Below are 24,117 nucleotides of genomic sequence, written 5' to 3'. Positions count from 1 at the left end.
TCTCGCCGACCGTGCCGTTGCCCCGCGTCGCCGCCTGGACGAGCTCTCCGCCGTCATAGGTCAGGTTGAGAGTCAGCCCGTCGAACTTGAACTCGACGACATAAGAAGGATCCGGCAGCGGCTCCTCGTCGGGATTTTTGGCATTGTAATCGGCGATGCCGCGGGCGAGGCGCTGCTGCCAGGCGCGCACGGCGTCCTCATCCTTGGCCTTGTCCAAGCTCCATAGCCGGGAACGATGCCGATGGGGCTCGAACCCCTTGAGCGTCTCCCCTCCGACGCGGAGGGAAGGCGACTCCGGCAGCACGACGCCGCTCTCGCTCTCCAGACGGACCAGCTCATCGTATAAGAGATCGTATTCCTTGTCGCTGATCGTCGGGTTGTCGAGCGTGTAGTAGTTGTAGTTATGCACGGCGAGCTCTCCGGCGAGCTCCCGCATCCGCTCCACGGCTTGCGGATCTGCTCCAGCCGCAAGCTCTTGCTGTTGCTCCATGCGGTTATCCAAGCGGAATCCCCTTCCTTTTCGTCCGAATAATAGCTGTCGTTTCTATTGTACGCGTTTCATTATGTATGCAACCCTGCCCGGAGGCCGGCGAGCCGGCTTCCGGGCAGGAAGGAATGCTTGAATCGTTATGAGACAGGAAAACATACTCATTCATTATATAGAAACAAAAAGGTTCATGAGCGCAAGGCTCCAACTACCGGGTACGATGATGGACCACGCCATCCGGAAGGACACATACCGACGGCGGGCACGATGTTGGGCCCCGCCGTCCGGAAGGAGATGTCGTCGGCAAGCACAAGAAGCTGCCGCATTCCTTCCGAGCGGCTGTCAGCCCGACACCTTCTCGATCGGGGCGAAGCTGGCGAGCAGCTTCTTGAGCCCGACCGGAGCCGGGAACGCGATCTGGATCTCCGTGTCGTTGCCGGTGCCCTTCACCGACACGATCACACCGGTGCCCCATTTCTTGTGGGCCACCTTGTCTCCGGCGGCGAAGCTGCGCGCCGCATCGCCCGCGGCCGCGGGAGCGCCTGGCGTGCTGACGCGCACGCCGCTGCCGCCCGCGGCGGCCGCTCCGGCCCCGGCATAGCCGGCCGGACGGCCATAGCGCGAAGCGCCGGGGGCGGAGCCCGGCGCCGGAGCGCCTGCGGCGCCGCTGGCGCCGCGGTAGCCGAAGCCTCCGGCGCCCGAGGCGGCGGAGCCGCCGTAACGGCCGCCGCCGATCGTGCGGCCGCCCGGCGAAGCCAGCTCCTTCACGCCATCCGGGATTTCCTTGAGGAAGCGTGAAGGTGGATTGCTGCTCGTGCGCCCGAACAGGGTGCGCATCCGGGCGCAGGTCATGTACAGCTGCTGCTCGGCGCGTGTGATGCCGACATAGGCGAGGCGCCGTTCCTCCTCGAGCTCCTCGTTGTCGGTGAAGGCCCTGCTGTGCGGGAAGACGCCTTCCTCGCAGCCGATGATGAACACGACCGGGAACTCAAGGCCTTTGGCGCTGTGCATCGTCATCAGGATGACCGCGTCGTCCGGGGTCTCGTCCTTGTCCATGGAGTCGATGTCGGCGATGAGCGCGAGGTCGGTCAGGAACGAGACGAGCGACTTGTCGTCGTTGCGCTTCTCGAATTCCATCGTCACGGACAGGAACTCCTCGATGTTCTCGACGCGGGCTTTGGACTCCAGCGTGTTCTCGCGATGCAGCTCCAGCCGGTATTCCGACAGCTCCAGCACCTTCTCGGTCAGCTCGGTCACGGACAGGTAGTCGCGCATGCCGGTCAGATTGTCGATCATCGTGCGGAAGTCCTGCAGCAGCGTGCGCGTGCGCCCGTTGACCTCGACGCCGGACAAGTCGCCGAGCACCTGGAAGATCGAGGAGCCGCGGCGCGCCGCCTCTTCGGCCAGCTTGGCGATCGTCGTGTCGCCGATGCCCCGCTTGGGAACGTTGATGATGCGGGTCAGGCTGATGTCGTCGTCCGGATTGGACACAAGGCGCAGATACCCGAGCACGTCCTTGATCTCCTTGCGGTCGTAGAACTTGATGCCCCCGACGATCTGGTACGGAATATCCGACTTGATCAGAATTTCCTCGATGACCCGGGACTGGGCGTTCGTCCGGTACAGGATGGCATGGTCTGCATAATTGCGGCCGCCATTGCGCCCCGTACGGATCTCGCCTGTAATATAGTAGCCTTCATCATGCTCCGAGTCGGCCTGGTACATCGTGATGGCTTCGCCGGCGCCCCGCTCGGTCCACAAGCGCTTGTCCTTGCGGCCGGTGTTCTGGCCGATGACCGCATTGGCCGCGTTCAGGATATTGGAGCTCGAACGGTAGTTCTGCTCCAGCAGGATCGTCCGCGCCTCCGGATAGTCCTCCTCGAAGTTCAGGATGTTCGTGATGTCCGCTCCCCGCCACCGGTAGATCGACTGGTCGCTGTCGCCGACGACGCAGATGTTGTGGTGCTTGTCCGCCAGCATGCGGCAGAGCATGTACTGGGCGCGGTTCGTATCCTGATACTCGTCCACATGGATGTAGCGGAACTTGTTCTGGTAGAAATCCAGCACCTCCGGCACATCCTTGAACAGCTGGATCGTCGACATGATGAGATCGTCGAAGTCGAGCGAGTTGTTGCTGCGCAGCCGCTTCTGGTACATCTTGTACACATCCGAGGCGACCTTCTGGAAATAGTCGCTGCCGGCCTTCGTCTCGAAGCGGACCGGATCGATCAGCTCGTTCTTCGCGCTGCTGATGACGGCCTGCACCGCCTTCGGCTCGAACTTCTTGGTGTCGATGTTGAGATCCTTCATGCAGCCGCGGATGACCGACAGCTGGTCGCCGGAGTCCAGGATCGAGAAGTTCGACGTGAAGCCGATCCGATCGATGTCCTTGCGCAGGATGCGCACGCACATGGAGTGGAAGGTCGAAACCCATATATCGCTGCCGCCGGCTCCGACGAGCTTGGACACGCGGTCCCTCATCTCGCGGGCGGCCTTGTTCGTAAAGGTGATGGCCAGAATGCTCCAAGGAGCCACGCGCCGCTTCTCGATCAGCCAAGCGATCCGGTGCGTCAGCACCCTCGTCTTGCCCGAGCCGGCGCCGGCCATGATCAGCAGCGGCCCGTCGGTCGCCTGAACGGCCTCGCGCTGGGGAGGATTCAGCTTCCCGACCGCGGCTTCGATTCCGATGTCGTTCATCATATATGCATTCGTTCTCCTTTGCTCGGCGCCAGCCTCCGAACGGATACCGCGCCTTCGCGGATCCGCCTGCTGTTCGCCTTTGTTCGCCTATCTCCAGTCTAGGGCAACCGGGCCGGAAGTGTCAATGAAGGAACCGGTCCGTACAGAAGGTAATTTTCCTCATCTCCGCCTGCTTCCCGGCGTTCATGCCATGCGCCTATCGATAGGAGAAGATTCCCCTATGGCGCCAGGCGAGTCTCCTTGACCGCCCGCACCGTAGCGAGCCCGTTCTCGAAATGATCGTACAGCACATTGCCGACTACGACAGTCGGAGCCGTCTGCGCCGCAAGAGCCGCTCGTTCCGGACCGTCGATGCCGCCGCCATAAAAAAGCCTGGCTTGCCGCAGCGACCGCTTCACCCTGCGCACCAGCTCCATGTCGCCGAAACGGCCGCTGTATTCCAAATAGACGATCGGCAGCCGCATCAGCCGGTCGGCGAGCTGGGCGTAGGCGACGGCTCCGTCCTCGTCCAGATCCGTCGTCGCCCCCGTCACACGGGCCGCCTCGGCAGCCTCGTTCAGAATGATATACCCTTCTCCAAGCGTCCTCTCCCAAGGAATGAGAGGCCCCCATTCCTCCAGTGCCCTGGCCTGGCGTCCGGTAATCCAATCCCCGTCAGGCGTATTCAGCGCGATCGGAATCAAGTAGAAGTCGAAGCCGGGAACCGCGAGCTCGAGGCTGGACACTTCAAGAACAGCGGGAATTCCCGAGCCCGCAAGGGTATGAAGGAGAGACTCCGTGTTCTCGTAGGTGAGGCCGCTGGAGCCGCCGACCAGTATCGCATCCGTGCCGGAGGACAGGACCAGGTCCATTTCCTTAAGGCCCAGCTTCTTGTCGGGATCCAGCTTGAATACATGCCTCCATTGGTCAAATGCTTCCGCCATGTTTTCCGTCTCCCATTCGTCTTGTCGCTTCCAAGCCTGTCGTTCTAGTCTAGTGAAGGGCCGGCTTCGTTGTCAATTCGGGCGGATGCCGGCGCAGCGCGGCCTTCCGGCTCTGTTGAATCCGCTCGAAAAGCCTGCCGATGCCTGCTGCCGCAAGCGGGCTTGGAGCGCATTTTCAAAAGAAAATGCCCCTTTCCCCCTTTGCATTCCGCCTTTGCATTCCGCCTTTGCATTCCGCGTTCCACTTGTTCCTTGAACGTTTTGAAAAAAACTCCCTCCAGAACAGCATCGCGACGGCAGGGGAACGGCCTCCTTTGTTTCAAGGCGGGAAGCATGTTGGTAATGAACCGTACCAATAAGACGAGGCAATTCCACTTCCGAAGGAGGAAACGATCATGAGCAAGGCAGACGTTAACCATATGGAAACGGAAACCGGAGCGATCAAGGACGAGCAGCGCGCGAGACAGGAGCTGGAGCAGAGGGAGACGCATCCGTCCGGCAGGCATCATGACGGCCACGAGCCGCAGGGCATCGTGGAAGCCGACAGCACGGTCCACCCTCCTGCGGTGAAAGGAGCGGACGGGCCGGTCCAGCAGGACGAGCCGCAGGATGAGGAGGAAGGCGACCGACGACGCTTGCCGAGCGACTTGGACCGATCGTCCGCCAACGAGCCTCGCGTGCCTTACTTCATTTCGATAACTTCGAAGACGATCGAGCATGAGCGCACCGGCACGGACCAGCTTGAGATCAACGCGACGCAGGAGGAGCTGGAGAAGCTCAAGATCCTGCTGGACGAAATGGAGTCGACCGACGACGTCAGCTCCCTGGTAGCGGCCATTCCGTACAAGTCCAACGACCGGAGCCCGACCCAGAAGCGCTATCAAAGCCATGTGAATGATTTGTACATGACGATCCACGAGCTTGGGACGGCTGAGACGCGGGCGTTCATTGAAGACACGAACCTGTTCCGCGAGCTGAACAATACGGACTTCGATCTGCCCGGCTACGATAAGGAGCCGAAAATCTGACTAGGTCCGGAATCAAAAAAAGGCTGCATGCCGTCCCTTCAAGGGCGAGCATGCAGCCTTTTGCTTTCATTTCTCGATTATTTAAACACCGAGTAAAGCTCTTCGAGTGCCGCGTCCGCATCCACTTCGAGAGCGAACGATACCGGATGCCCCACGCTCGGGAAGACGCGGCGGTCTGTGACGACCATGCCGTCGGTCAGCCGGTCGCCGCAGGCGATGGACGCATGGAGCGTCGAGCAGGTGACCATTTCGGGAAATACGGCCGCGATGACGGCCAGCGGATCATGAAGCGGGCAGGCATTGTCCAGCTTGTTCACCTGCTGGTAGAAGTCGAAGTAGATCGCGAACGAATCCTTCAGGAAATCGACCAGCGGGGCATTTTCGGGAAGGCAGGTTTTGCCCAGCTCGTCCAAGGCATCGCGTGTAAGCAGCGTCTGCAGCGTCACGTCGAGCCCGATGACCGTCAGCGGCAGCCCGGCTTGCATGAGCACCGCTGCTGATTCCGGGTCTCCCCAGAAGTTCGCTTCGGCAACCGGCGTCACGTTGCCCGGCACGAGCACGTTGCCGCCCATGACGACGACGCTGCGGAACTTGGCGGCGATCGACGGATCGCGGCGCAGCGCAAGCGCCAGGTTCGTCATCCGTCCCATTAGGACGAGGGTCACCTCGCCCGGACGCTCGTTCGCGATGCGGACGAGATAATCCGCAGCGGCTTCGCCGAGCGGAAGCTGGTCCGAAGGAGGCAGCACCGCGCCGCCGATTCCGTTCTCTCCGTGCACATGGGAGGTCGAGCCCTGGAACTCGCGCTCCAGCGGCTTCGAGGCGCCCTTGACGACCTGTACGCGGTCGCGCGCGCCTGCAAGCTGGATCAGGCGCAGCGTATTGTCCGTCGCCTGTTCGACGTCGATATTGCCGAATACCGTGCATACAGCCTCCAGCCGGATGGCCGGCGACTTCACGGCGTACAGGATCGCCAACGCATCGTCGATCCCCGTATCGGCGTCAATAATCATGGAAACAGGCTCGCGCCCTTCAAACTTGCTGACATTCATCCGTCATAACCCTCTCTGTATGCAAAATGAATCCCCAACGCCTCTCGGGAACCGGGAGACGTTGGGGCGAAAAGCCTTGATATTTCATGGGACTTCATGCTGGTTGACCCCGTCATGCGACCTCATCGCGCGCTGGGAGCTGCCTGCACAGTTGCCGCGGGCTGTCGAAGCCTTACTTCACCAGCTGGCCGCGAGTGACGCCGAGCTGGTTGGTCGCCTTCAGGCTGCGCCATACCTGGGTGCCGCTGATGCGGCCGTTGATGGCGTCGCGGTACAGGGCGAGCACCTCGGCGACTTTCTCGGCCGGCTCCTCGAGGAACTCGACCCGGTAGGAGCGCACGCCAAGCTCCAGGAAGTTGCGCAGGTATTCCGCGCCAGACTGCTCGATCGCATTATACACCGTGTTGCGGCAGCCCTCGTCCACGCGGACGGGGTGGGACATGCCGATGCGGTCCTGCAGGGAAATATTGTGCTCCTCGCAAGGACGGCCGCAGTTCGTGAAGTCGGTGCCTTCGCTGAGGAACGTGCAGTACACGCAGTGCTCGGTGTGGAACATCGGCAGATGCTGGTGGATGACAACCTCAAGCGCCGAAGTGTCGCGGGTGTTGCCGAGCAGGTCGACCATCTGCTGGATATTGAGGTCGTAGGATGGCGTCAGCACGTCGCAGCCCGCTTCGCGGAACAGCTCCACCGCCTTATGGTTGGCGATGTTCAGCGAGAAGTCCCCGATCAGCTTGGGGAAAGGCTCGCCCGGCCGCTCCAAGCGGGCCCGCAAGTAATAATACAGCGCGCCGGTGTTGCGGACAAGAACCGCATCCGGCTTCAGGCGCAGAATATTGGCGTGGTAGCCGTTCTCGTTCGGCATGTGGATGCGCGGCGTCGCCAGCGCGATCGGCTTGCCTGCCGCGCGCGCGGCTTCGATGGCGGCCGGGAACTGCTTGATGAACTCGAAGTCGGCGTAGATCATCTCCACATCCGTGGCGCAGGCAGCCTTCACCTGATCCAGCGTGCGGCATAGAGCAGTCAGGCGCGCAGCGCCGGGAACTGCCGCGACGGCGGCGTCCATGTCGCGCTGCTCCTTGGTGCGGGCGTCCGCAAAGATATCCGCCTCGCGCTTCACGTACACGGGCGGCTTCGGCCGCTCGCCCGCGAGCTGCTCCACCGCTTCGCGCCGCATCCGGTTCAGCTCGCGCACGGGAATGATCAGCTCGCCGTCAAGCTTGACTTCCAGCTCCTCGAGCTGATACAGCGTGCCGCCGAGCCGGCCGAACTGGTCTTCAAGCAGCGCTTGGTCCATCGGACGCTTGAGCGCCTTCTCCAGCGGCATTTCGCTGACCGCCTCGACGGTCGTTCCTTTCTGCACATCGGTCCACCAGGTGCGCAGCGGCTGGCCTTCCGTTCCCTCGACCCGAAGCGCCAGCGGGAATACCCGGTAAGGCTTCTCCGTTTCATACGTCGCGCGCAGACGGCGGTCCAGAGCCGGATCGTTCGTTTTCCAAACGCGGTCTCCGACCTTCACGCGCTGCAGATTGACATCGTTGCGCCCCGGCACGATATCGAGCACGGTGCCTTCCATCGCCTCTCCCTCGATCTTCACGCCTTGGCGGCGGATGTCATAGACGCGTCCGCCCTCTTCCTTCTGCGTCGGATCTCCGGCGTCGAACACGATGCCGTCGCCCCGCTTGAGCGGCGCTTCCAGCCGGCAGACGACGCCGTCGCGCAGGATGCGTTCGACGCGGCCGAGATAGACGCCCCGGCTTTTCGGGAATGTGCCCTCGACCAGCTGCTTGTTGTTCGTTCCCTTGAGGAAGCCGTGCGTGAAGCCGCGCGAGAAGCTCTGCTGCAGCTCGCGCACTTCTTCCTTGGACGGGCCGGAGCGATCGCCGTCAAAGTAAGCGTCGATGGCGCTGCGGTATTTGGACACGACGTTGGCCACGTACTCGGGGCTCTTCAGGCGCCCCTCGATTTTAAAGGAAGTGACGCCCGCTTCGATCAGCTCCGGCACGATGTCGATCGCGGCCAGATCCTTGGGAGACAGCAGATAAGCGATATCGCCCATCGGCTTCTGCTCGCCGTCGACCATCAGATCGTAGGGAAGGCGGCAGGCTTGCGCGCATTCGCCGCGGTTGGCGGAGCGGCCTCCCCACATTTCCGAGGTAAGGCATTGTCCGGAATAGCTGACGCACAGCGCGCCATGGACGAATACCTCCATCGGCAGCTTGGCCTTCTCGCCGATCGTCTTGATCTGCTTGAGGTTGTTCTCCCGTCCGAGCACGACGCGCTCGATGTCGAACGGCTTGGTGAACTCCACCGCCTCCGGGGAGGTGATCGTCATCTGGGTAGAGCCGTGGATCGGGAAATCCGGCGAGATTTCGCGGATCATTTTCACCAGTCCCAGATCCTGCACGATGACCGCATCCACGCCTGCGTCCACGCAGGCTTCGATCAGCGCTTTCGCGTCGCGCAGCTCATCCTCGAATACGAGAATGTTGAACGTCAAAAATCCCTTTACCCCGTAGCTGTGCAGAAAAGCCATGATCTCCGCCAGCTCGTCCATCCTGAAGTTGTTGGCGCGGGCCCGCGCGTTGAACTTCTCGACGCCGAAGAAAACGGCGTCCGCTCCGTTCGCGACCGCCGCCCTCATGCACTCCCAATCGCCGGCCGGGGCCAGCAGCTCGATGTCTTGCCTTTGTATGGTTAAGGTCATTGCCTCGATATGCCTCCGTATCTATCTTCTCAACTAAAGTGTGGCCGTCTGACACGGCCGCCATACTGCTAGTGTAGCAGAGTAAGGCCGGTTGCACCAAGCATTCCGGGGAAAAAGCCCGCTGGCAACTTCAGGCCGCAGCCCCAGCGGCGGCGGAATTCCTCCAACGTCCGGGCAGAGCCCGGCGGACGAAAAGGAGAAGGCGTTCCGTCTCCTCGCGGAGGCGGAACGCCTTGATGTTTCATGCTTGGCCGCGAAGCTTGACCTTCGCCTCGCGGGGGAAGCCGGTTGCTTTTCAGATCCGGATTTCACTCTGTCCGTTCATATACGGTCTCAAGGCATCAGGAATCCGAATGCTGCCGTCTTCCCGCTGATGGATCTCCAGCAGCGGAATAAGGATTCGCGGCGAAGCTGCCGCCGTATTGTTGAGCGTGAAGCAATGCCTCAGCATGCCCTCCTCGTCCCGGTAGCGGATGCCGGCACGACGAGCTTGAAAATCAAGCAGGTTCGACGACGAATGCGTCTCCCCGTACGCGTCCCGGCTCGGCATCCAGGCTTCCAGATCGTACTGCTTATGCGTCTTCTGCGACATATCGCCGGCGCAGACCGCCATGACCCGGTACGGCAGCTCCAGCAGCTCCAGCACCTTGCGCGCGTGGCCCGTAATTTCCCGATGGAGCCGCTCCGCCTCCTCCCGGTCGGCCCGGCAGATGACGACCTGCTCTACCTTGGCGAACTGATGCACCCGATAGAGGCCATGCGTGTCGCGGCCGGCCGAACCGGCTTCGCTGCGGTAGCAGGCCGACACCGCCGCCAGCCTCAGCGGCTCCGAGACGTCGATGATCTCGCCGCTGTAGTAGTTCACGAGCGGCACCTCCGCCGTGCCGGCCAGCCGCTCATCCCGCCCTTCCAAGCGATAGGTCTGATCCTCGCCCGACGGGAAAAATCCCGTGCTCGTGAAAGCTTCCGTGCGCACCATAACGGGGACTTCGAACAGCGTGAAGCCTTCCCGCAGCAGAACGTCCAGCGCAAGCTGCTGGACCGCCCGATGCAGCAGCGCGCCGGCTCCCTTCAAATAATAGCTGCGCGTGCCGCCCGTCTTGACGCCCCTGGCGAAGTCGACAAGCCCGTGCAGCTCCCCGAGCTCGACATGGCTCAGCGGCATGAAGCCGAACTGTGGCGGCTGGCCCCATGCATCCACCTGAACGTTGTCGAGATCCGACGTTCCCGCAGGCGTGTCTTCCGATACGGGATTCGGCGCCTCCAGCATCAGCCTGCGATAGTGGCTCTCGGCACCGGCGAGGGCCGGCTCGACTTCAAGCAGCCTTTCATTCGCCTCGCGCGCCTGCTGCTTCGACTTCTCGGCTTCCGCGGGCTGCTTCGCCCGCATATGAGCGGCAACCTGCGCCGATGCCAGGTTCCGCGCCTGCCGCAGCTCGTCGGCTTGCCCCTGCAGCTTCCGCCGCAGCGCATCCGCAGCGAGCAGCTCCTCCACGTTGAACGCCAAGCCTTTCGCCGCCGCCGCTTTCCTCACTTCCTCCGGATTTTCCCGAATCCATCCCATCTCCAACATGCCGCACCGCTCCTTATTTTGTTGTAAAAACACAAAAAGCGCCCTGTCCTGTTGGGACGAGGAGCGCTTGACTCGCGGTGCCACCCAATTTGGCCGGCGGAAAAAACCGACCCTCTTTGGTTCCGCGGTAACGGGCGGTCCGGCAAACTTAGGGGAAAAGGATTCCCTTGGCGAAAACGCCTCCGAGTTGGATTCTCATCAACGGCATGGTGACAGTATGCATTTGAATCAGTATAACGGAAACGCCGCCCTTCCACAACCGGGTTCCATTCATCCTTAACGGCATGAAATCAACAGGCTTATAGTTAATGCCATATGTAATTAAACCATTAAAGTTGCTATACTGACTTTGTTTCGATAAATGGACAGCCTTAGCCCCTTAAAAAGTAAATACAACGAAGAATCGGAGCCGAATCGATGACGGAAAATTTCATTTACATCCTGTTGGGCGTGTTCGATGCCCTGGCCATCTGGGTTTGCGCACTTGCCCCTTTCAAGCTTCCCATTTACGCCTTTAGATGGCCGCTGCTCGCCAGCAGCGTCTTCATCGCCCTGCTCTCTTACGTCAACCGCATGGTTTTGCCGTTGTCCGCGCTGGACACGCCTATCCAATTTGTGATTCTCCTGCTTTTATGCCGCTATATGCTGAAAATCCGTTTCTTCTGGTCGACTCTCGCGCTCGTGACGGGATACATGCTGTATATGCCGCTTCAATTCGGCCTCTACTTCCTGCTGACCGCTTCGGGACTCCTGCCTGAAGAAGTGATGGCCCAGACTACCGGCTACGTCTTCCTGCTGCAAATCGCATCCATCGTGACGGCCTATCTGATCGCGCTCATCCTGAAAGCAACCGGGAAAGGCTTCTCCTTCATCCAGCAGCCTCCCCATGATTTCTCCGTGAAGGAGAACTATTTCACCTCCGCGAACGAGAAGCTGCTGATCAGCATTGCCGTCGGCCTGGTCTGCATCTCCTTTTCCATGATGCTGATCAACCATTCCTACCAGCTCGTCATTTTCCCGGGGGTTCTCCTCGCTTCTTTTACCGTCTACTCCATCGCCTGGAGTCGGAATCGTTTGGTTTCGGATGCGCAAGAAACAGATTTCCACATGAGCAAGGGGAGTATAGACTGAAGCAATCCTCGTCATCCGCTTGCCGCTTTTCTGGTCCATGAGCGCAGCCGAGGCGGAAGCGCTTCAACGGATTGTCCAGTTATTATGCGTTTTTGTCATCATCTCTCTTTGCAGGCTGTATGCAGGTTGGGGGCATGCTATAATGAGAGCGTTTATGGATCATTCTAATCCACGGGAGGTTATTCACCATGAAGCTTGGTGTATTCTCTGTTCTGTTTGCCCAAAAATCGTTCGAGGAATCGCTAGACTACATCGCGTCCAAAGGCCTCGACGCTCTTGAAATCGGGACCGGCAACTATCCGGGCAGCCCGCATCTTGACCTGGACGAGCTGCTCGCCGACGACGGCAAGCGCCGCGCGTTCAAGCAGGCGGTCGAATCCCGCGGCCTCATCATCAGCGCCCTGAGCTGCCACGGCAATCCGCTCCACCCGCAGAAAGCAATCTCTGCCGAGCATGACGGAATCATCCGCAAGACGATCGAGCTGGCCAACCGTCTGGAGGTTCCGGTCGTCAACACGTTCTCCGGCCTGCCTGGAGACCATGAGGACGCCAAGTATCCGAACTGGCCGGTAGCGCCATGGCCGAACGACTTCCAGGAAGTGCTGAAGTGGCAGTGGGAACAGAAAGTCATTCCTTACTGGACCGACATCAACAACATCTCCGAAGCGGCGGGCGTCAAGATCGGCCTCGAGCTTCACGGCGGCTTCTCCGTCCATACGCCGGCCACGATGCTCCGCCTGCGCGAAGCGACGGGCAAAGCGATCGGCGCCAACCTCGATCCGAGCCATATGTGGTGGCAGGGCATCGATCCGGTCCAGGCGATCCATATCCTCGGCCGCGAAGGCGCGATCCATCACTTCCACGCCAAGGATACGACGATCGATCCGATCAACGTCAACAAGCACGGCGTAACGGACATGCAGTCCTACACGCTCATGCTCGACCGCGCTTGGCAGTTCCGTTCCGTCGGCTTCGGCCACGACCTCAAGGTATGGGCCGACATCATCAGCGCCCTGCGCCTTGTCGGCTACGATTATGTCGTCAGCATCGAGCATGAGGACGGCCTCATGAGCGTCGAGGAAGGCTTCAGCAAAGCGGTCGCCAACCTGCAGCAGGTGCTCATCCGCGAGCCGCTCGGCGAGATGTGGTGGGTGTGACCAGCGCGTAGCAGTAGATAAAAAGGCTTCCCGGCAGCAGACGCTGCACCGGGAAGCCTTTTTGTTTTGAAGCGCGGTATGTAGGGCAGTTGTTACGCCAGCCATACTTTGAAGATCATGATATAGTCGATGACGAGGAACACGAGCAGGCATGCGGCGCCCCAGCCGATGGCGAAGATGTTCTTCTTGCGCTGGCCGACAAGGCGTACAAGCCCGATAGCGATGACGATCGTGAACAAAAGCATGAAGATGTCGAACGTATTGAAGTTGCTCGTCGCGGCCTTGGCCGCTTCTGCTGCAAGATACATGGGGTGCTACCTCCCGGGTTAGATTGCTGTGAGACCGCTTCCGACGGCATCAATGCCGAAATGCCTGGACCGGATTCGGGCGGCTTATGGACGTATATAAGCTATGGTATCTTTTAGGCGTCCCGGATGCAAGATGTTTTCGCTCCGTAACACGTTTGCCACAATTTTGTCACCTTCTAATTTGCCGCGCCTCCGGTTCGGTTATTCTTTCCCATTATAAAAATTCCGGATAGCCTGCATCAACATTCCTTATAGGCCGCGGCTTACCGGTTATTGCCCCTGCGATCCCGCTATGGTACGATCGGATTAGCGTAATCTTACCTTTTTTATCGGATTTCAAAATAACCGGAACCAACTACAGGAGGTTCATTTCCATGGCTTACGAAATGCCCTGGACGGCCGACACGTCCAAGCTGAATAAAATGGAACTTTGGAAGATCGAGAAAGACGGACTGGATGTCATCCGCACGATTATCGAGAAGTATGCCCTGGAAGGGTATGACTCTATTCCCGAGGACGACATGAACCGCTTCAAGTGGGCCGGCGTCTACGAGCAGAAGCCGCGGGACGGCTACTTCATGATGCGGATCCGCATCAACTCCGGCGTCATGACGACCGCTCAGGCAAGAGCCCTCGCATCGATCGGCCGCGACTACGGCCGGGACCTGATCGACGTCACGACCCGCCAGGCGATCCAGTACCACTGGCTCCGCATCGAGAACATGCCGGATATCTTCAAGCGGCTCGAGGAAGTCGGCCTGTACAGCTACGAATCCTGCGGCGACTGCCCGCGCACGATCGTCGGCAACCCTCTTCAGGGCATCGACAAGGATGAGCTGATGGATACGACTGCGCTCGTCGAGGAAATCAACAACTTCTTCCTCTTGAACCGCGACTTCTCCAACCTGCCGCGCAAATACAAAATGTCCGTCTCCGCGAATATCTATAACAACGCGCATGCGGAGATCAACGACCTGGCCTTCACTCCGGCCGTCAAAGTGATCGACGGCGAGGAAGTCGTCGGCTTCCACGCCTGGGTCGGCGGCGGCCTCTCGGCCAAACCTTATCTGGCCAAGGAGCTCGATATGTTTGTCCGTCCGGAAGAAGCCCTCAAGGTTGCGGTCGGCGTCACCACGCTGTTCCGGGACCACGGCTACCGCGAGAAGCGCCATCATGCCCGCCTGAAGTTCCTCGTCGCCGATTGGGGACCGGAGAAATTCCAGGAGGAGCTCCTCAAGCTGATCGGCGACATGCCTTCGCGCGGCGAGAGCAAGACTGCCGGCTGGCAGGCGGCTTACTTCGACGGCGTGCACAAGCAGAAGGACGGCCGCAACTACATCGGCCTCAACGTGCCGGTAGGACGCACCAATTCCGATGAGCTCGAGCAGCTGTGCGACATCGCCGATAAGTACGGCGAAGGCAAGCTCCGCACGACGATGTCCCAGAACATCATCATTACGGGCGTCGCCGACGAGAACGTGGAAGCGGCTCTGGCCGCGCCAGTGCTGGAGCGGCTCACGCCGAATCCGAAGCCGTTCATGAGCCGCACCGTCAGCTGCACCGGCAACGAGTTCTGCAATCTCGCCATCGTCGAGACCAAGGAATTCGCCCGCGTCGTCGCCGAATACCTCGACGAGAATGTTGAGCTGGACGAGAAGATCCGCATCCACTTCATCGGCTGCCCGAACGGCTGCGGCCAGAAGCATATTGCGGACATCGGCCTCCAGGGCTCCCTGGTGAAAACTCCGGACGGCATGGTCGACGCCTTCGACATCGCCGTCGGCGGCATCCTCGGCCCCGGCGCGACCTTCAACAAGCCGCTCAAGGGCCGCGTGAAGGCAGGCGACGTTCCGTCCGTCCTGGCTCAACTAATCGGCTTCTACAAGGAAGACCGCCAAGCCGGCGAGTCCTTCCACCAGTTTGTCAACCGTGTCGGAGTTCCTGCCTTCCAGGAGAAGCTGACCGGCATTCTGACCGCCTCGGCGAGCTAGGCATGGTTGAAATTCAAAACCGCCCCCTTGGGGGCGGTTTTTTTTGCATGGTTTATTGCGTATAAGCGGATGGGCAGGGTTACTGGCAGGGGTATCTTCACAGACATGAGTTGGTTCCAGACATGAGTTGGTTCCAGACATGAGTTGGTTACAAACATGGTTACAGATATGAGTTGGTTACTGGTCATCGATCGAACAACTGGAATCGGTTGATTCATCCGAACGAGTCAACTCTTTCGTCGGCAAGATATCCAAGCGGGTCCATCAATCAAGCCTTTTAATCTGCTCGAGGCGGGCACTATCACAGTCAGTTAATCTGCTCGAGGCGGGCACTATCCAAGTCGGTTAATCTGCTCGAGGAGGGCACTATCCCAATCGGTTAATCCACCTTGTCTATGGGCCTATTCCTCCCATTTCCTAAGGTTTCGCAATTCAAATCGGACATACGATCCGTTATTTGTAGATTTTTAGGCCATTTCCAGATTTATCGGACATACGTTCCGCTATTCTCGAATTCATATCCTTATATCAATACGTTTTAAAGAAATAACGGATCCTATGTCCGATACGATGAGCAAAACGCTGATTTACACCTAATAGCGGATCCTATGTCCGATACGATGAGCAAAACGCTGATTTACACCTAATAGTTGATCCTATGTCCGATACGATGAGCAAAACGCTGATTTACACCTAATAGTTGATCCTATGTCCGATACGATGAGCAAAACGCTGATTTACGCCTAATAGCGGATCCGATGTCCGATACGGCCTTCTTGGTTCCTCCCTCATAGGGCGCGCTGGTTTGATGGGTCACATGTCGGCAGCTCTTCCATAGGGCGCGATTTCTTTGTTTTGATCCCAAAGAGCAGAAAAAACAGCCCTCGAACGGATGCACCGTACGAAGGCTGTTGCCTGCAGACTGCTGGACGAATTCAATGGACACAACGAAACGATAACGTTTGCCGAAAAGTCCAGCTCATGCTCAGTTCCCTCGGGCTCCCTACTTCAAGCCCGTTTCCTTCGGCTTGCGGCCCCTCTTCTTCGGAGCAGCCGCTTCCGTGCCGCGTTTCTTCGGCGCTGCGGCTGTCACATACTCGCCGCGGCTCTCGGCGGCAAGCATCTGCTCGCCGGCCGCTCCGACCTCGGCAGCCGCTCCGGAAGCCTCGGCGCGGGCAATCGCTTCCTCGGTCCGCTTGCGGTCGCGCTCCAGCACCGGGCCGAGATACTTGCCCGTGTAAGAGCCCTCTACCTTGACGACCTGCTCCGGCGTGCCCGTCGCGACGATCATGCCGCCGCCGCTGCCGCCCTCCGGTCCGAGATCGATGAGGTAGTCGGCGGTCTTGATGACGTCGAGGCTATGCTCGATGACGAGCACAGACTCTCCGGAATCGACGAGGCGATGCAGCACCTGCAGCAGACGGTCGACGTCGTCCATATGGAGGCCCGTCGTCGGCTCGTCCAGAATATAGAACGTGCGTCCCGTGCTGCGCCGGTACAGCTCGGAGGCGAGCTTGACGCGCTGCGCTTCGCCGCCGGACAGCGTCGTCGCCGGCTGGCCCATGTTCATGTAGCCCAGGCCGACATCCATCAGCGTCTGCAGCTTGCGGTGGATCTTCGGAATGTTGCGGAAGAATTCCGTCGCATCCTCGATGGTCATATCCAGCACGTCGGCGATGCTGTGCCCCTTGTACTTGACCTCCAAAGTCTCGCGGTTGTACCGCTTGCCCTTGCAGATCTCGCATGGCACGTACACGTCCGGCAGGAAGTGCATCTCGATCTTGATGATGCCGTCGCCGCGGCAGGCTTCGCAGCGGCCTCCCTTGATGTTGAAGCTGAATCGGCCTTTCTTGTAGCCGCGCACCTTGGCCTCGGTCGTGGAGGAGTAGACGTCGCGGATATCGTCGAAGACTCCGGTATAGGTCGCCGGATTGGAGCGCGGCGTGCGGCCGATCGGCGACTGGTCGATGTCGATGACCTTGTCGATCTGCTCCAATCCCCGGATTTCCTTGTACTCGCCGGGACGGACCTTCGCGCGGTTGAGATCCCTGGCCAGCGTCTTGTAGAGGATCTCATTGACGAGCGTCGACTTGCCGGAGCCGGATACGCCGGTGACGGCCGTGAATACGCCGATCGGAACCTTGACGTTGACGCCCCGCAGATTGTTCTCCTTGGCCCCGCGGATCTCCAGCCAGCGGTCGTCGGTCTTGCGGCGCTTCTGCGGCACGGCGATGAACTTGCGCCCGCTGAGGTATTGGCCGGTCAAGGAATTTTCGTCCTTCATGACCTCCTGCGGCGTGCCCTGGGCGATGACATGGCCGCCGTGGATGCCGGCTCCCGGTCCGATGTCGATGATGTAATCGGCGGCCAGCATCGTGTCCTCGTCATGCTCGACGACGATGAGCGTATTGCCGAGGTTGCGCATATGCTCCAGCGTGCCGATCAGCCGGTCGTTGTCCCGCTGATGCAGCCCGATGCTGGGCTCGTCCAAAATGTAGAGAACGCCCATGAGGCTGGAGCCGATCTGCGTAGCCAGACGGATCCGCTGCGCCTCGCCCCCCGACAGCGTACCCGCCGCGCGCGACATCGACAGGTAGTTCAGGCCGACGTTGACGAGGAATCCGAGACGGCTGTTGATTTCCTTGAGAATGAGATTCGCGATCGTCCGGTCCTTCTGGTTCAAGTCGAGGGATTCAAAGAAGCCTTGCGCGTCCCCAATGGACAGGGATGTCGTATAGGCGATGTTCTGTCCTCCGACCGTAACCGCGAGACTCTCCTTCTTGAGACGCTGGCCCTTGCAGCTGCCGCAAGGCTTGGCGCTCATGTATTCCTCGATATACTCGCGCATGGAATCGGAGGCCGTGTCGCGGTAGCGTCGGGCCAGGTTGTTCACGACGCCCTCGAACGGCACATACGCCTCCTTGCGGAAGCCGAAGTCGTTCTCATACTGGAACTTGACCCGTTCGCCGCCGGTGCCGTACATCAGCTTCTTCATCTGCTCTGCGGTCAGCTCGCTAACCGGCACGTCCATCGGAATATGGTAATGCTTGCATACGGCGGCCATGAATTGCGGGTAGTAGTTCGATGTGCTGCCCGCCCATGCCTCGAAAGCGCCTTGCGAAATCGTCTTGCCCGGATCATGGATGAGCAGATCCGGATCGACGATCATCTTGGCGCCCAGGCCGTCGCATTCCGGGCAGGCTCCGAACGGGCTGTTGAAGGAGAACATGCGCGGCGAAAGCTCGTCGATGCTGAAGCCGCAGATCGGACAAGCCAGGTTGGAGCTGAACAGCAGCTCCTCCTGATCGATGATGTCGACGATCACCTGGCCCTCGGACAGCTTGAGCGCCGTCTCCAGCGAGTCGGCGAGACGCGTCCGGATATCCTCCTTGACGACGATCCGGTCGACGACGACCTCGATGCTGTGCTTTTTGTTCTTCTCCAGCTCGATGCTCTCGCTCAGGTCGCGCAGCTCGCCGTCCACGCGGACGCGGACGAAGCCCTGCTTCTGGATGTCCTGCAGCAGCTTGGTGTGCTCTCCCTTGCGGCCGGAGATGATCGGGGCCAGAATCTGCAGCCGGGTGCGCTCCGGATATTCCAGGATGCGGTCGACCATCTGCTCCACGGTCTGGGAAGTAATCTCGATGCCGTGCTCCGGGCAATGGGGCTTGCCGATCCGAGCGAACAGAAGACGGAGATAATCGTAGATCTCCGTGACGGTTCCGACCGTGGAGCGCGGGTTGCGGCTCGTCGTCTTCTGGTCGATGGAAATGGCAGGGGAAAGCCCCTCGATGGAATCGACATCGGGCTTCTCCATCTGGCCGAGGAACTGGCGCGCGTAAGCGGACAGCGACTCCACGTACCGGCGCTGCCCTTCGGCGTAAATCGTGTCGAACGCGAGCGAGGACTTGCCCGAGCCGCTGAGGCCCGTCAGCACGACGAACTTGTCGCGCGGAATCGTCACGTCGATGTTTTTCAGGTTATGGGCTCTGGCGCCCTTGATCTCGATACGGTCGCTTGCCACAGGTTGGTACCTCCTATATCCGATAGGGCGGCCTCGAAAGCCGCTCCTTTACCTACTTCTCTATATCAGTGCGGTCAGACCGCTCATGGCTACTTGCCTAACACGGGACGTCTAGACCGTTTCTTGACTTTTTGCCTATCGCAAGACGTCCAGACCGTTTCTTGACTTTCGCCAAGTACAGACGTCCAGACCGCTTCTTGACTTCTTGCCACGCACAGACGTCCAGACCGCTTCACTGCTATTGCTTATCAAAAGAGATGGCCTGGAACACTTGACTTCTTCTCCAGCATGACGGAATCCATCGCCCTTAAGCCCAGCCGGAGAAATCCGGCTTGCCGGGCAGGAACCCCGCCTCGCCTCGCCGCTCAGCTGTCTTCGGCCCGCAGCTCGAGAAGCGCGTCGCGCAGCTCCGCCGCCTTCTCGAAGTTGAGGTTCTTGGCGGCGTTCTTCATCTCCGCCTCCAGGCGGTTGATGACCTGCTGGCGCTCCTTCTTGGTGAGCTTGCCGGAGACGCCGGACAGATAGTCGGCCTTCTGCTCGGCCGCCTTCGTCGCCTCGATGACGTCGTGGATCCGCTTGCGAATCGTCGTCGGCGTCACGCCGTGCTTCTCGTTGTACGCTTCCTGGATGGAACGCCGGCGCTGAGTCTCCGAGATCGCGAGCTTCATGGAATCGGTGATCTTGTCGCCGTACATGATGACCCGGCCCTCGGAGTTGCGCGCCGCCCGTCCGATCGTCTGGATGAGCGACCGCTCGGAGCGGAGGAAGCCTTCCTTGTCCGCATCGAGAATCGTCACCAGCGACACTTCCGGAAGGTCGAGGCCTTCCCGCAGCAGGTTGATGCCGACGAGCACGTGGAAGGTGCCTACGCGCAGATCGCGCAGGATCGCCATCCGCTCCAGCGTCTTGATGTCGGAGTGCAGGTAGCGGACCTTGATGCCGACCTCCTTGAGGTAGTCGGTGAGGTCCTCCGACATCTTCTTGGTCAGCGTCGTGACGAGCACGCGCTCGTCCTTGGCGATGCGGTCGCGGATCTCCCCGAGCAGATCGTCGATCTGCCCCTTCGTCGGACGGACCTCGATGATGGGATCCAGCAGGCCCGTCGGGCGGATGATCTGCTGGATAGGCTCTCCCGGAGCTGTCTCCAGCTCGTAAGGGCCCGGCGTCGCGGACACATAGATCGTCTGCATGTCCTTGGCCTCGAACTCCTCGAAGCGCAGCGGCCGGTTGTCCATGGCGGACGGCAGCCGGAAGCCGTGCTCCACGAGCACTTCCTTCCGCGCGCGGTCGCCGTTGTACATGGCGCGGATCTGCGGCAGCGTCACATGGGATTCGTCGATGACGATCAGCATGTCGTCCGGGAAATAGTCCATCAGCGTATACGGAGTCGCTCCCCGCTCGCGGAAGGTCAGCGGTCCGGAGTAGTTCTCGATGCCGGAGCAGAAGCCCATTTCCTGCATCATCTCGATATCGTAGCGGGTCCGCTGCTCCAGCCGCTGCGCCTCCAGCAGCTTGCCCCGCTCGCGCAGATCGGCCAGACGCTCCTCCAGCTCGCGCTCGATGTTGACAAGCGCGATCTTCATCTTGTCCTCGTGGGTGACAAAGTGGGAGGCCGGGAAGATCGCGACATGGTCGCGTTCTCCGATGATCTCGCCCGTCAGGACGTCGATCTCGGTGATGCGCTCGATCTCGTCTCCGAACAGCTCGACGCGGATCGCCCGCTCGTTGTTCGCGACCGGGAAGATCTCGACGATGTCGCCCCGCACCCGGAACGTGCCGCGCACGAAGTTGATGTCGTTGCGCTGGTATTGGATGTCGACGAGCTTGTGCAGAATCTGGTCGCGTCCCTTCTCCATCCCCTTGCGCAGCGAAAGCACCAGGCTTCCGTACTCCGACGGCGAGCCGAGGCCGTAGATGCACGACACGCTGGCGACGATGATGACGTCGCGGCGCTCGAACAGCGAGCTGGTCGCGGAGTGGCGCAGCTTGTCGATCTCGTCGTTGATGCTGGAATCCTTCTCGATGTAGGTGTCGGTCGACGGGAGGTAGGCTTCAGGCTGGTAATAGTCATAGTAGCTGACGAAGTAGGAAACGGCGTTGTCGGGGAAGAACTCCTGGAACTCGCTGCACAGCTGGGCGGCGAGCGTCTTGTTGTGGGCGATCACGAGCGTCGGGCGGTTGAGCTTGGCAATGGTGTTGGCTATCGTGTAGGTCTTGCCCGTGCCGGTGGCGCCGAGCAGGATCTGGTGCTTCTGTCCCTCCCGCACCCCTTCGACGAGCTTCTGGATCGCACCGGGCTGGTCGCCCTGAGGCGTATAATCCGACTTCAGGTTGAAAAGTTTCTGTACGGTATCGGCCATATGGCTCTGAAACACCTCGATTCCTTTATATATGAAGCTAAAGTCCCGGTCCCAAAGACCCGGTATAGCGAGTGAAGTCTACTATTATATGAATAATTCCCTATTTAACTGTATACCCCGGAGAGCCGATAAAGTAGACGTCCCCGAATTTCATAAGAATATTTGTTCCCATTCATTATACCGAGTCGCTTCTTGGCTTGCAATGAGAACACTTTGGCAATCCAGCCTGTTTCCAGACGCCCTCTCCATCTTCGGCAAGAGATTTATATCTATACCCGCAATCGTTTCTATACGAACGCTTCTTGCCGCCGGCAAGACGTTCTGCCTGACAGGGACCTACTCAAGGAGCGTGAACTGCCTCATGGACTTAACGACACTAATCGGAATCGCAGCAGGCATCGCCGCCCTGGTCGGCGGCTTTCTCTGGGAAGGCGGCGAGATGCACGGCCTGGTGGAAAAGACAGCCATCCTGATCGTCTTCGGCGGCACCTTCGCCGCCGTCGCCGTCAGCTTCCCCGCCTCCCGCCTGCGCGGCATTCCATCCGCCCTTCGCCTCGCCTTCAGCAAGGATGATGATACGCAGCAGCAGATCATCGAGCGCATGACCGAGATGGCGACGATCGCCCGCCGCGGCGGCGTGCTGGCGCTGGAGACGCATGCCGGCAAGATCGACGACCGCTTCCTGCGCGAAGGCATCCTCATGGTCGTGGACGGAACGGATCCGGATCTGACCAAGGAAATCCTCGAGCTCGAGATCGAGGCGTTGGAGCGCAGCCATGAGCAGCAGGCCAAAATTTTCGAAAGCGCGGGAGGCTTCGCTCCGACGATGGGCATCATCGGCACCGTCATGGGCTTGATCAAGGTGCTCGGCGACCTGCATGATCCCGGCTCGCTCGGCTCCTCGATCGCAGTGGCTTTCACCGCCACTCTGTACGGCGTCGCCTCGGCCAATGTCGTCTACCTGCCGCTCGCTTCCAAAATCCGCTCCCGCAGCCAGGAGCAGGTGCAGCGCATGGAGATGATGCTCGAAGGCATCATGGGTCTCCAGGCCGGAGAGAACCCGCAGCTGATCCGCAAGAAGCTGCAGTCCTTCGTTGTCCAGGACGAGCCGATGCGCAGAAAGCCGAAGGCGCCGCGGGAGGCCGCGGAAGGAAGGGCGGACGAGAATGCGGCGCAGGTCTAGGCGGCGCGGCGCGGCCGCGGCGGCTCCGGAAAACCATGAGCGCTGGCTCATTACCTATTCCGACCTCATCACGCTGCTGCTGATCTTCTTCGTCGTGCTCTATGCCATGAGTCAGCTCGATGTCAAAAAATACGAGGTTCTGGCGCAATCGCTCCAATTCCAGTTCAACAAATCGGATGCGGTGCTGGACGGCGGCCGCGGCGTCACCGGCCAAGCGATACAGGACGGCTCCCCGCTTCAAAGCCCGGTTCCCGCCAAGCCTGTCGTCTCCAGCGAGGAAACCGGCAAGGAGCAGCTGAAGCGGCTGCAGGAGGAAGAGCTGCAAAATCTGCTGAAGATCATTCAAACCTACATCAAGGACCACAAGCTTCAGGACCGCGTCTACGTCGCCGACACGCCCAAGGGCATCGCCATCCGGCTGAACGACCTGTTCCTGTTCGACCTCGGACGGGCGCAGCTCAAGAAGGAGGCGACGCCGGTGCTGGACAAGCTGTCGAGCCTGTTCAAGTCGCTGGACAACACCGTAAGCATCGAAGGCCACACCGACAACCTTCCCATCAATCCGGGCGGGCAATATGCCGACAACTGGGAGCTTTCGGCTGCCAGGTCGCTATCCGTGCTCCATTACTTCATCGACAGCAGCAAGCTGGCGCCGACGAAGTTCGAGATCGCCGGATACGCTGATACGCGGCCGGTCACCTCCAACAGCACCGAGAGCGGCCGCTCCAAAAACCGCCGCGTGGAAATCACCGTCCTGCGCGCGAGCACCGATGCGGCGGCAAAATAGACATCACAGGCGCATTGCAGGATTCGCGTCGTGAGAATTCAACTTTTCAATTGGACGAATCGCCTCGGCAGTCTGCAATCGTGTCTACGGTCCTCGGCAGCAATGGCAATCCCTGAACCCCTGACGAATTGTATAAGGCTTCATTAAACCTTCAGCATTCTCTAAATGCCTCACATTAGGGCTCCTGCTCTAAGGCCGGATTTGGACCTTAATAGCATTCCATGACCACTCTCACATCGCTCTAAGGCCCAATTTGGAATTTATTTGCACTCCATGACCACTCTTACATTGCTCTAAGGCCCGATTTGGGCCTTATTTGCACTCCGTAACCACTCTCGTATCGCTTTAAGGCCCAATTTGGGCCTTATTTGCACTCCATAACCACTCTCATGTCGCTCTAAGGCCCGATTGAGCCTTATTTGCACTCCATAACCGCTCTCGCATCGCTCTAAGGCCCGATTTGAGCCTTATTTACACTCCATAACCGCTCTCGTGTCGCTCTAAGGCCCAATTTGGGCCTTATTTGCACTCCACAACCACTCTCGTGTCGCTCTAAGGCCCAATTTGGGCCTTATTTGCACTGCACAACCACTCTCGTGTCGCTCTAAGGCACGATTTGGGCCTTATTTGCACTCCGTAACCGCTCTCGCATCACACTAAGGCCCGATAGGCCTTAATTGCCATAAATGTGCGCTGCTGTGGCGGG

At 59.8% G+C, this 24,117-nt stretch carries 15 protein-coding genes (1 of these 15 only partly in view); 6 read left to right on the top strand and 9 right to left on the bottom strand.

The window, feature by feature from the left end:
• The 3 genes from ligA to AC06G8_RS02700 form a co-directional block, all read right to left on the bottom strand.
• Positions 1-436, bottom strand: the start of a protein-coding gene (ligA, locus tag AC06G8_RS02710; RefSeq protein WP_447663708.1) for an NAD-dependent DNA ligase LigA. The gene continues 1,562 nt to the left of window position 1, outside the view; the window shows 436 of its 1,998 coding nt (coding positions 1-436); the start codon lies at positions 434-436; the stop codon falls past the left edge of the window.
• A gap of 393 nt (positions 437-829) precedes the next feature.
• Positions 830-3,187: a DNA helicase PcrA gene (gene pcrA, locus AC06G8_RS02705; RefSeq protein WP_447663693.1), complete on the bottom strand. Its 2,358-nt coding sequence runs from the start codon at positions 3,185-3,187 to the stop codon at positions 830-832.
• A gap of 218 nt (positions 3,188-3,405) precedes the next feature.
• Positions 3,406-4,110, bottom strand: a complete 705-nt coding sequence (locus tag AC06G8_RS02700) for a geranylgeranylglyceryl/heptaprenylglyceryl phosphate synthase (protein ID WP_447663691.1) — start codon at positions 4,108-4,110, stop codon at positions 3,406-3,408.
• 395 nt (positions 4,111-4,505) lie between these two features.
• On the opposite strand from AC06G8_RS02700, the gene AC06G8_RS02695 reads away from it, so the two are divergent.
• The gene (locus AC06G8_RS02695; RefSeq protein WP_447663690.1) at positions 4,506-5,138 is read left to right on the top strand and encodes a hypothetical protein; all 633 of its coding nucleotides are present in this window, start codon (positions 4,506-4,508) and stop codon (positions 5,136-5,138) included.
• A gap of 77 nt (positions 5,139-5,215) precedes the next feature.
• On the opposite strand, the gene AC06G8_RS02690 is transcribed toward AC06G8_RS02695, so the two are convergent.
• The 3 genes from AC06G8_RS02690 to serS form a co-directional block, all read right to left on the bottom strand.
• Complete coding sequence (locus AC06G8_RS02690) at positions 5,216-6,190, bottom strand: nucleoside hydrolase (protein WP_447663688.1); 975 nt, start codon at positions 6,188-6,190, stop codon at positions 5,216-5,218.
• Between the two features lie 172 nt (positions 6,191-6,362).
• Positions 6,363-8,897, bottom strand: coding sequence for a U32 family peptidase (locus AC06G8_RS02685; protein WP_447663687.1), 2,535 nt, complete (start codon positions 8,895-8,897; stop codon positions 6,363-6,365).
• 295 nt (positions 8,898-9,192) lie between these two features.
• Positions 9,193-10,470 carry a serine--tRNA ligase gene (gene serS, locus AC06G8_RS02680; RefSeq protein WP_447663686.1) on the bottom strand — a complete coding sequence of 426 codons (1,278 nt, stop codon included), beginning with the start codon at positions 10,468-10,470 and terminating at the stop codon, positions 9,193-9,195.
• Between the two features lie 417 nt (positions 10,471-10,887).
• Between serS and AC06G8_RS02675 the strand changes: the two genes are divergently transcribed.
• On the top strand, positions 10,888-11,601 hold the full coding sequence (locus AC06G8_RS02675; RefSeq protein ID WP_447663685.1) for a hypothetical protein: 714 nt from the start codon (positions 10,888-10,890) through the stop codon (positions 11,599-11,601).
• Positions 11,602-11,789: 188 nt separating this feature from the next.
• Positions 11,790-12,758, top strand: coding sequence for a sugar phosphate isomerase/epimerase family protein (locus AC06G8_RS02670; protein ID WP_447663684.1), 969 nt, complete (start codon positions 11,790-11,792; stop codon positions 12,756-12,758).
• Between the two features lie 92 nt (positions 12,759-12,850).
• Here AC06G8_RS02670 and AC06G8_RS02665 read toward each other — a convergent pair whose 3' ends face one another.
• Entirely contained in the window at positions 12,851-13,066 is a 216-nt protein-coding gene (locus AC06G8_RS02665; protein ID WP_021879740.1) for a hypothetical protein, read from the bottom strand.
• Positions 13,067-13,440: 374 nt separating this feature from the next.
• On the opposite strand from AC06G8_RS02665, the gene AC06G8_RS02660 reads away from it, so the two are divergent.
• Positions 13,441-15,057 (top strand): nitrite/sulfite reductase, encoded by a 1,617-nt coding sequence (locus AC06G8_RS02660; protein WP_447663683.1) that lies wholly within the window; start codon positions 13,441-13,443, stop codon positions 15,055-15,057.
• A gap of 1,003 nt (positions 15,058-16,060) precedes the next feature.
• Here the strand turns inward: AC06G8_RS02660 and uvrA are convergent.
• Positions 16,061-19,081, bottom strand: coding sequence for an excinuclease ABC subunit UvrA (uvrA, locus tag AC06G8_RS02655; RefSeq protein ID WP_447663682.1), 3,021 nt, complete (start codon positions 19,079-19,081; stop codon positions 16,061-16,063).
• A 365-nt stretch (positions 19,082-19,446) separates the two neighbouring features.
• Positions 19,447-21,441 carry an excinuclease ABC subunit UvrB gene (gene uvrB, locus AC06G8_RS02650; protein WP_447663680.1) on the bottom strand — a complete coding sequence of 665 codons (1,995 nt, stop codon included), beginning with the start codon at positions 21,439-21,441 and terminating at the stop codon, positions 19,447-19,449.
• Positions 21,442-21,802: 361 nt separating this feature from the next.
• Here uvrB and AC06G8_RS02645 point away from each other — a divergent pair, with 361 nt between their 5' ends.
• The gene (locus AC06G8_RS02645) at positions 21,803-22,624 is read left to right on the top strand and encodes a flagellar motor protein (protein WP_447663679.1); all 822 of its coding nucleotides are present in this window, start codon (positions 21,803-21,805) and stop codon (positions 22,622-22,624) included.
• A complete protein-coding gene (locus AC06G8_RS02640) occupies positions 22,608-23,411 on the top strand; it encodes a flagellar motor protein MotB (RefSeq protein WP_447663678.1) in 804 nt (267 codons plus the stop codon). Before AC06G8_RS02645 ends, AC06G8_RS02640 begins: the two co-directional genes overlap by 17 nt.
• Positions 23,412-24,117: the final 706 nt, after the last annotated feature.

Source organism: Paenibacillus sp. SJS-P3 (assembly GCF_056711585.1).
This window is presented reverse-complemented; position numbering and strand designations above follow the sequence as displayed.

Bases quoted from the DNA above. Each gene is read 5' to 3' on its own strand.
- pcrA (WP_447663693.1), bottom strand. From the start codon at position 3,187: ATGATGAACGACATCGGAATCGAAGCCGCGGTCGGGAAGCTGAATCCT.
- AC06G8_RS02700 (WP_447663691.1), bottom strand. From the start codon at position 4,110: ATGGCGGAAGCATTTGACCAATGGAGGCATGTATTCAAGCTGGATCCC.
- AC06G8_RS02695 (WP_447663690.1), top strand. From the start codon at position 4,506: ATGAGCAAGGCAGACGTTAACCATATGGAAACGGAAACCGGAGCGATC.
- AC06G8_RS02690 (WP_447663688.1), bottom strand. From the start codon at position 6,190: ATGAATGTCAGCAAGTTTGAAGGGCGCGAGCCTGTTTCCATGATTATT.
- AC06G8_RS02685 (WP_447663687.1), bottom strand. From the start codon at position 8,897: ATGACCTTAACCATACAAAGGCAAGACATCGAGCTGCTGGCCCCGGCC.
- serS (WP_447663686.1), bottom strand. From the start codon at position 10,470: ATGTTGGAGATGGGATGGATTCGGGAAAATCCGGAGGAAGTGAGGAAA.
- AC06G8_RS02675 (WP_447663685.1), top strand. From the start codon at position 10,888: ATGACGGAAAATTTCATTTACATCCTGTTGGGCGTGTTCGATGCCCTG.
- AC06G8_RS02670 (WP_447663684.1), top strand. From the start codon at position 11,790: ATGAAGCTTGGTGTATTCTCTGTTCTGTTTGCCCAAAAATCGTTCGAG.
- AC06G8_RS02665 (WP_021879740.1), bottom strand. From the start codon at position 13,066: ATGTATCTTGCAGCAGAAGCGGCCAAGGCCGCGACGAGCAACTTCAAT.
- AC06G8_RS02660 (WP_447663683.1), top strand. From the start codon at position 13,441: ATGGCTTACGAAATGCCCTGGACGGCCGACACGTCCAAGCTGAATAAA.
- uvrB (WP_447663680.1), bottom strand. From the start codon at position 21,441: ATGGCCGATACCGTACAGAAACTTTTCAACCTGAAGTCGGATTATACG.
- AC06G8_RS02645 (WP_447663679.1), top strand. From the start codon at position 21,803: ATGGACTTAACGACACTAATCGGAATCGCAGCAGGCATCGCCGCCCTG.
- AC06G8_RS02640 (WP_447663678.1), top strand. From the start codon at position 22,608: ATGCGGCGCAGGTCTAGGCGGCGCGGCGCGGCCGCGGCGGCTCCGGAA.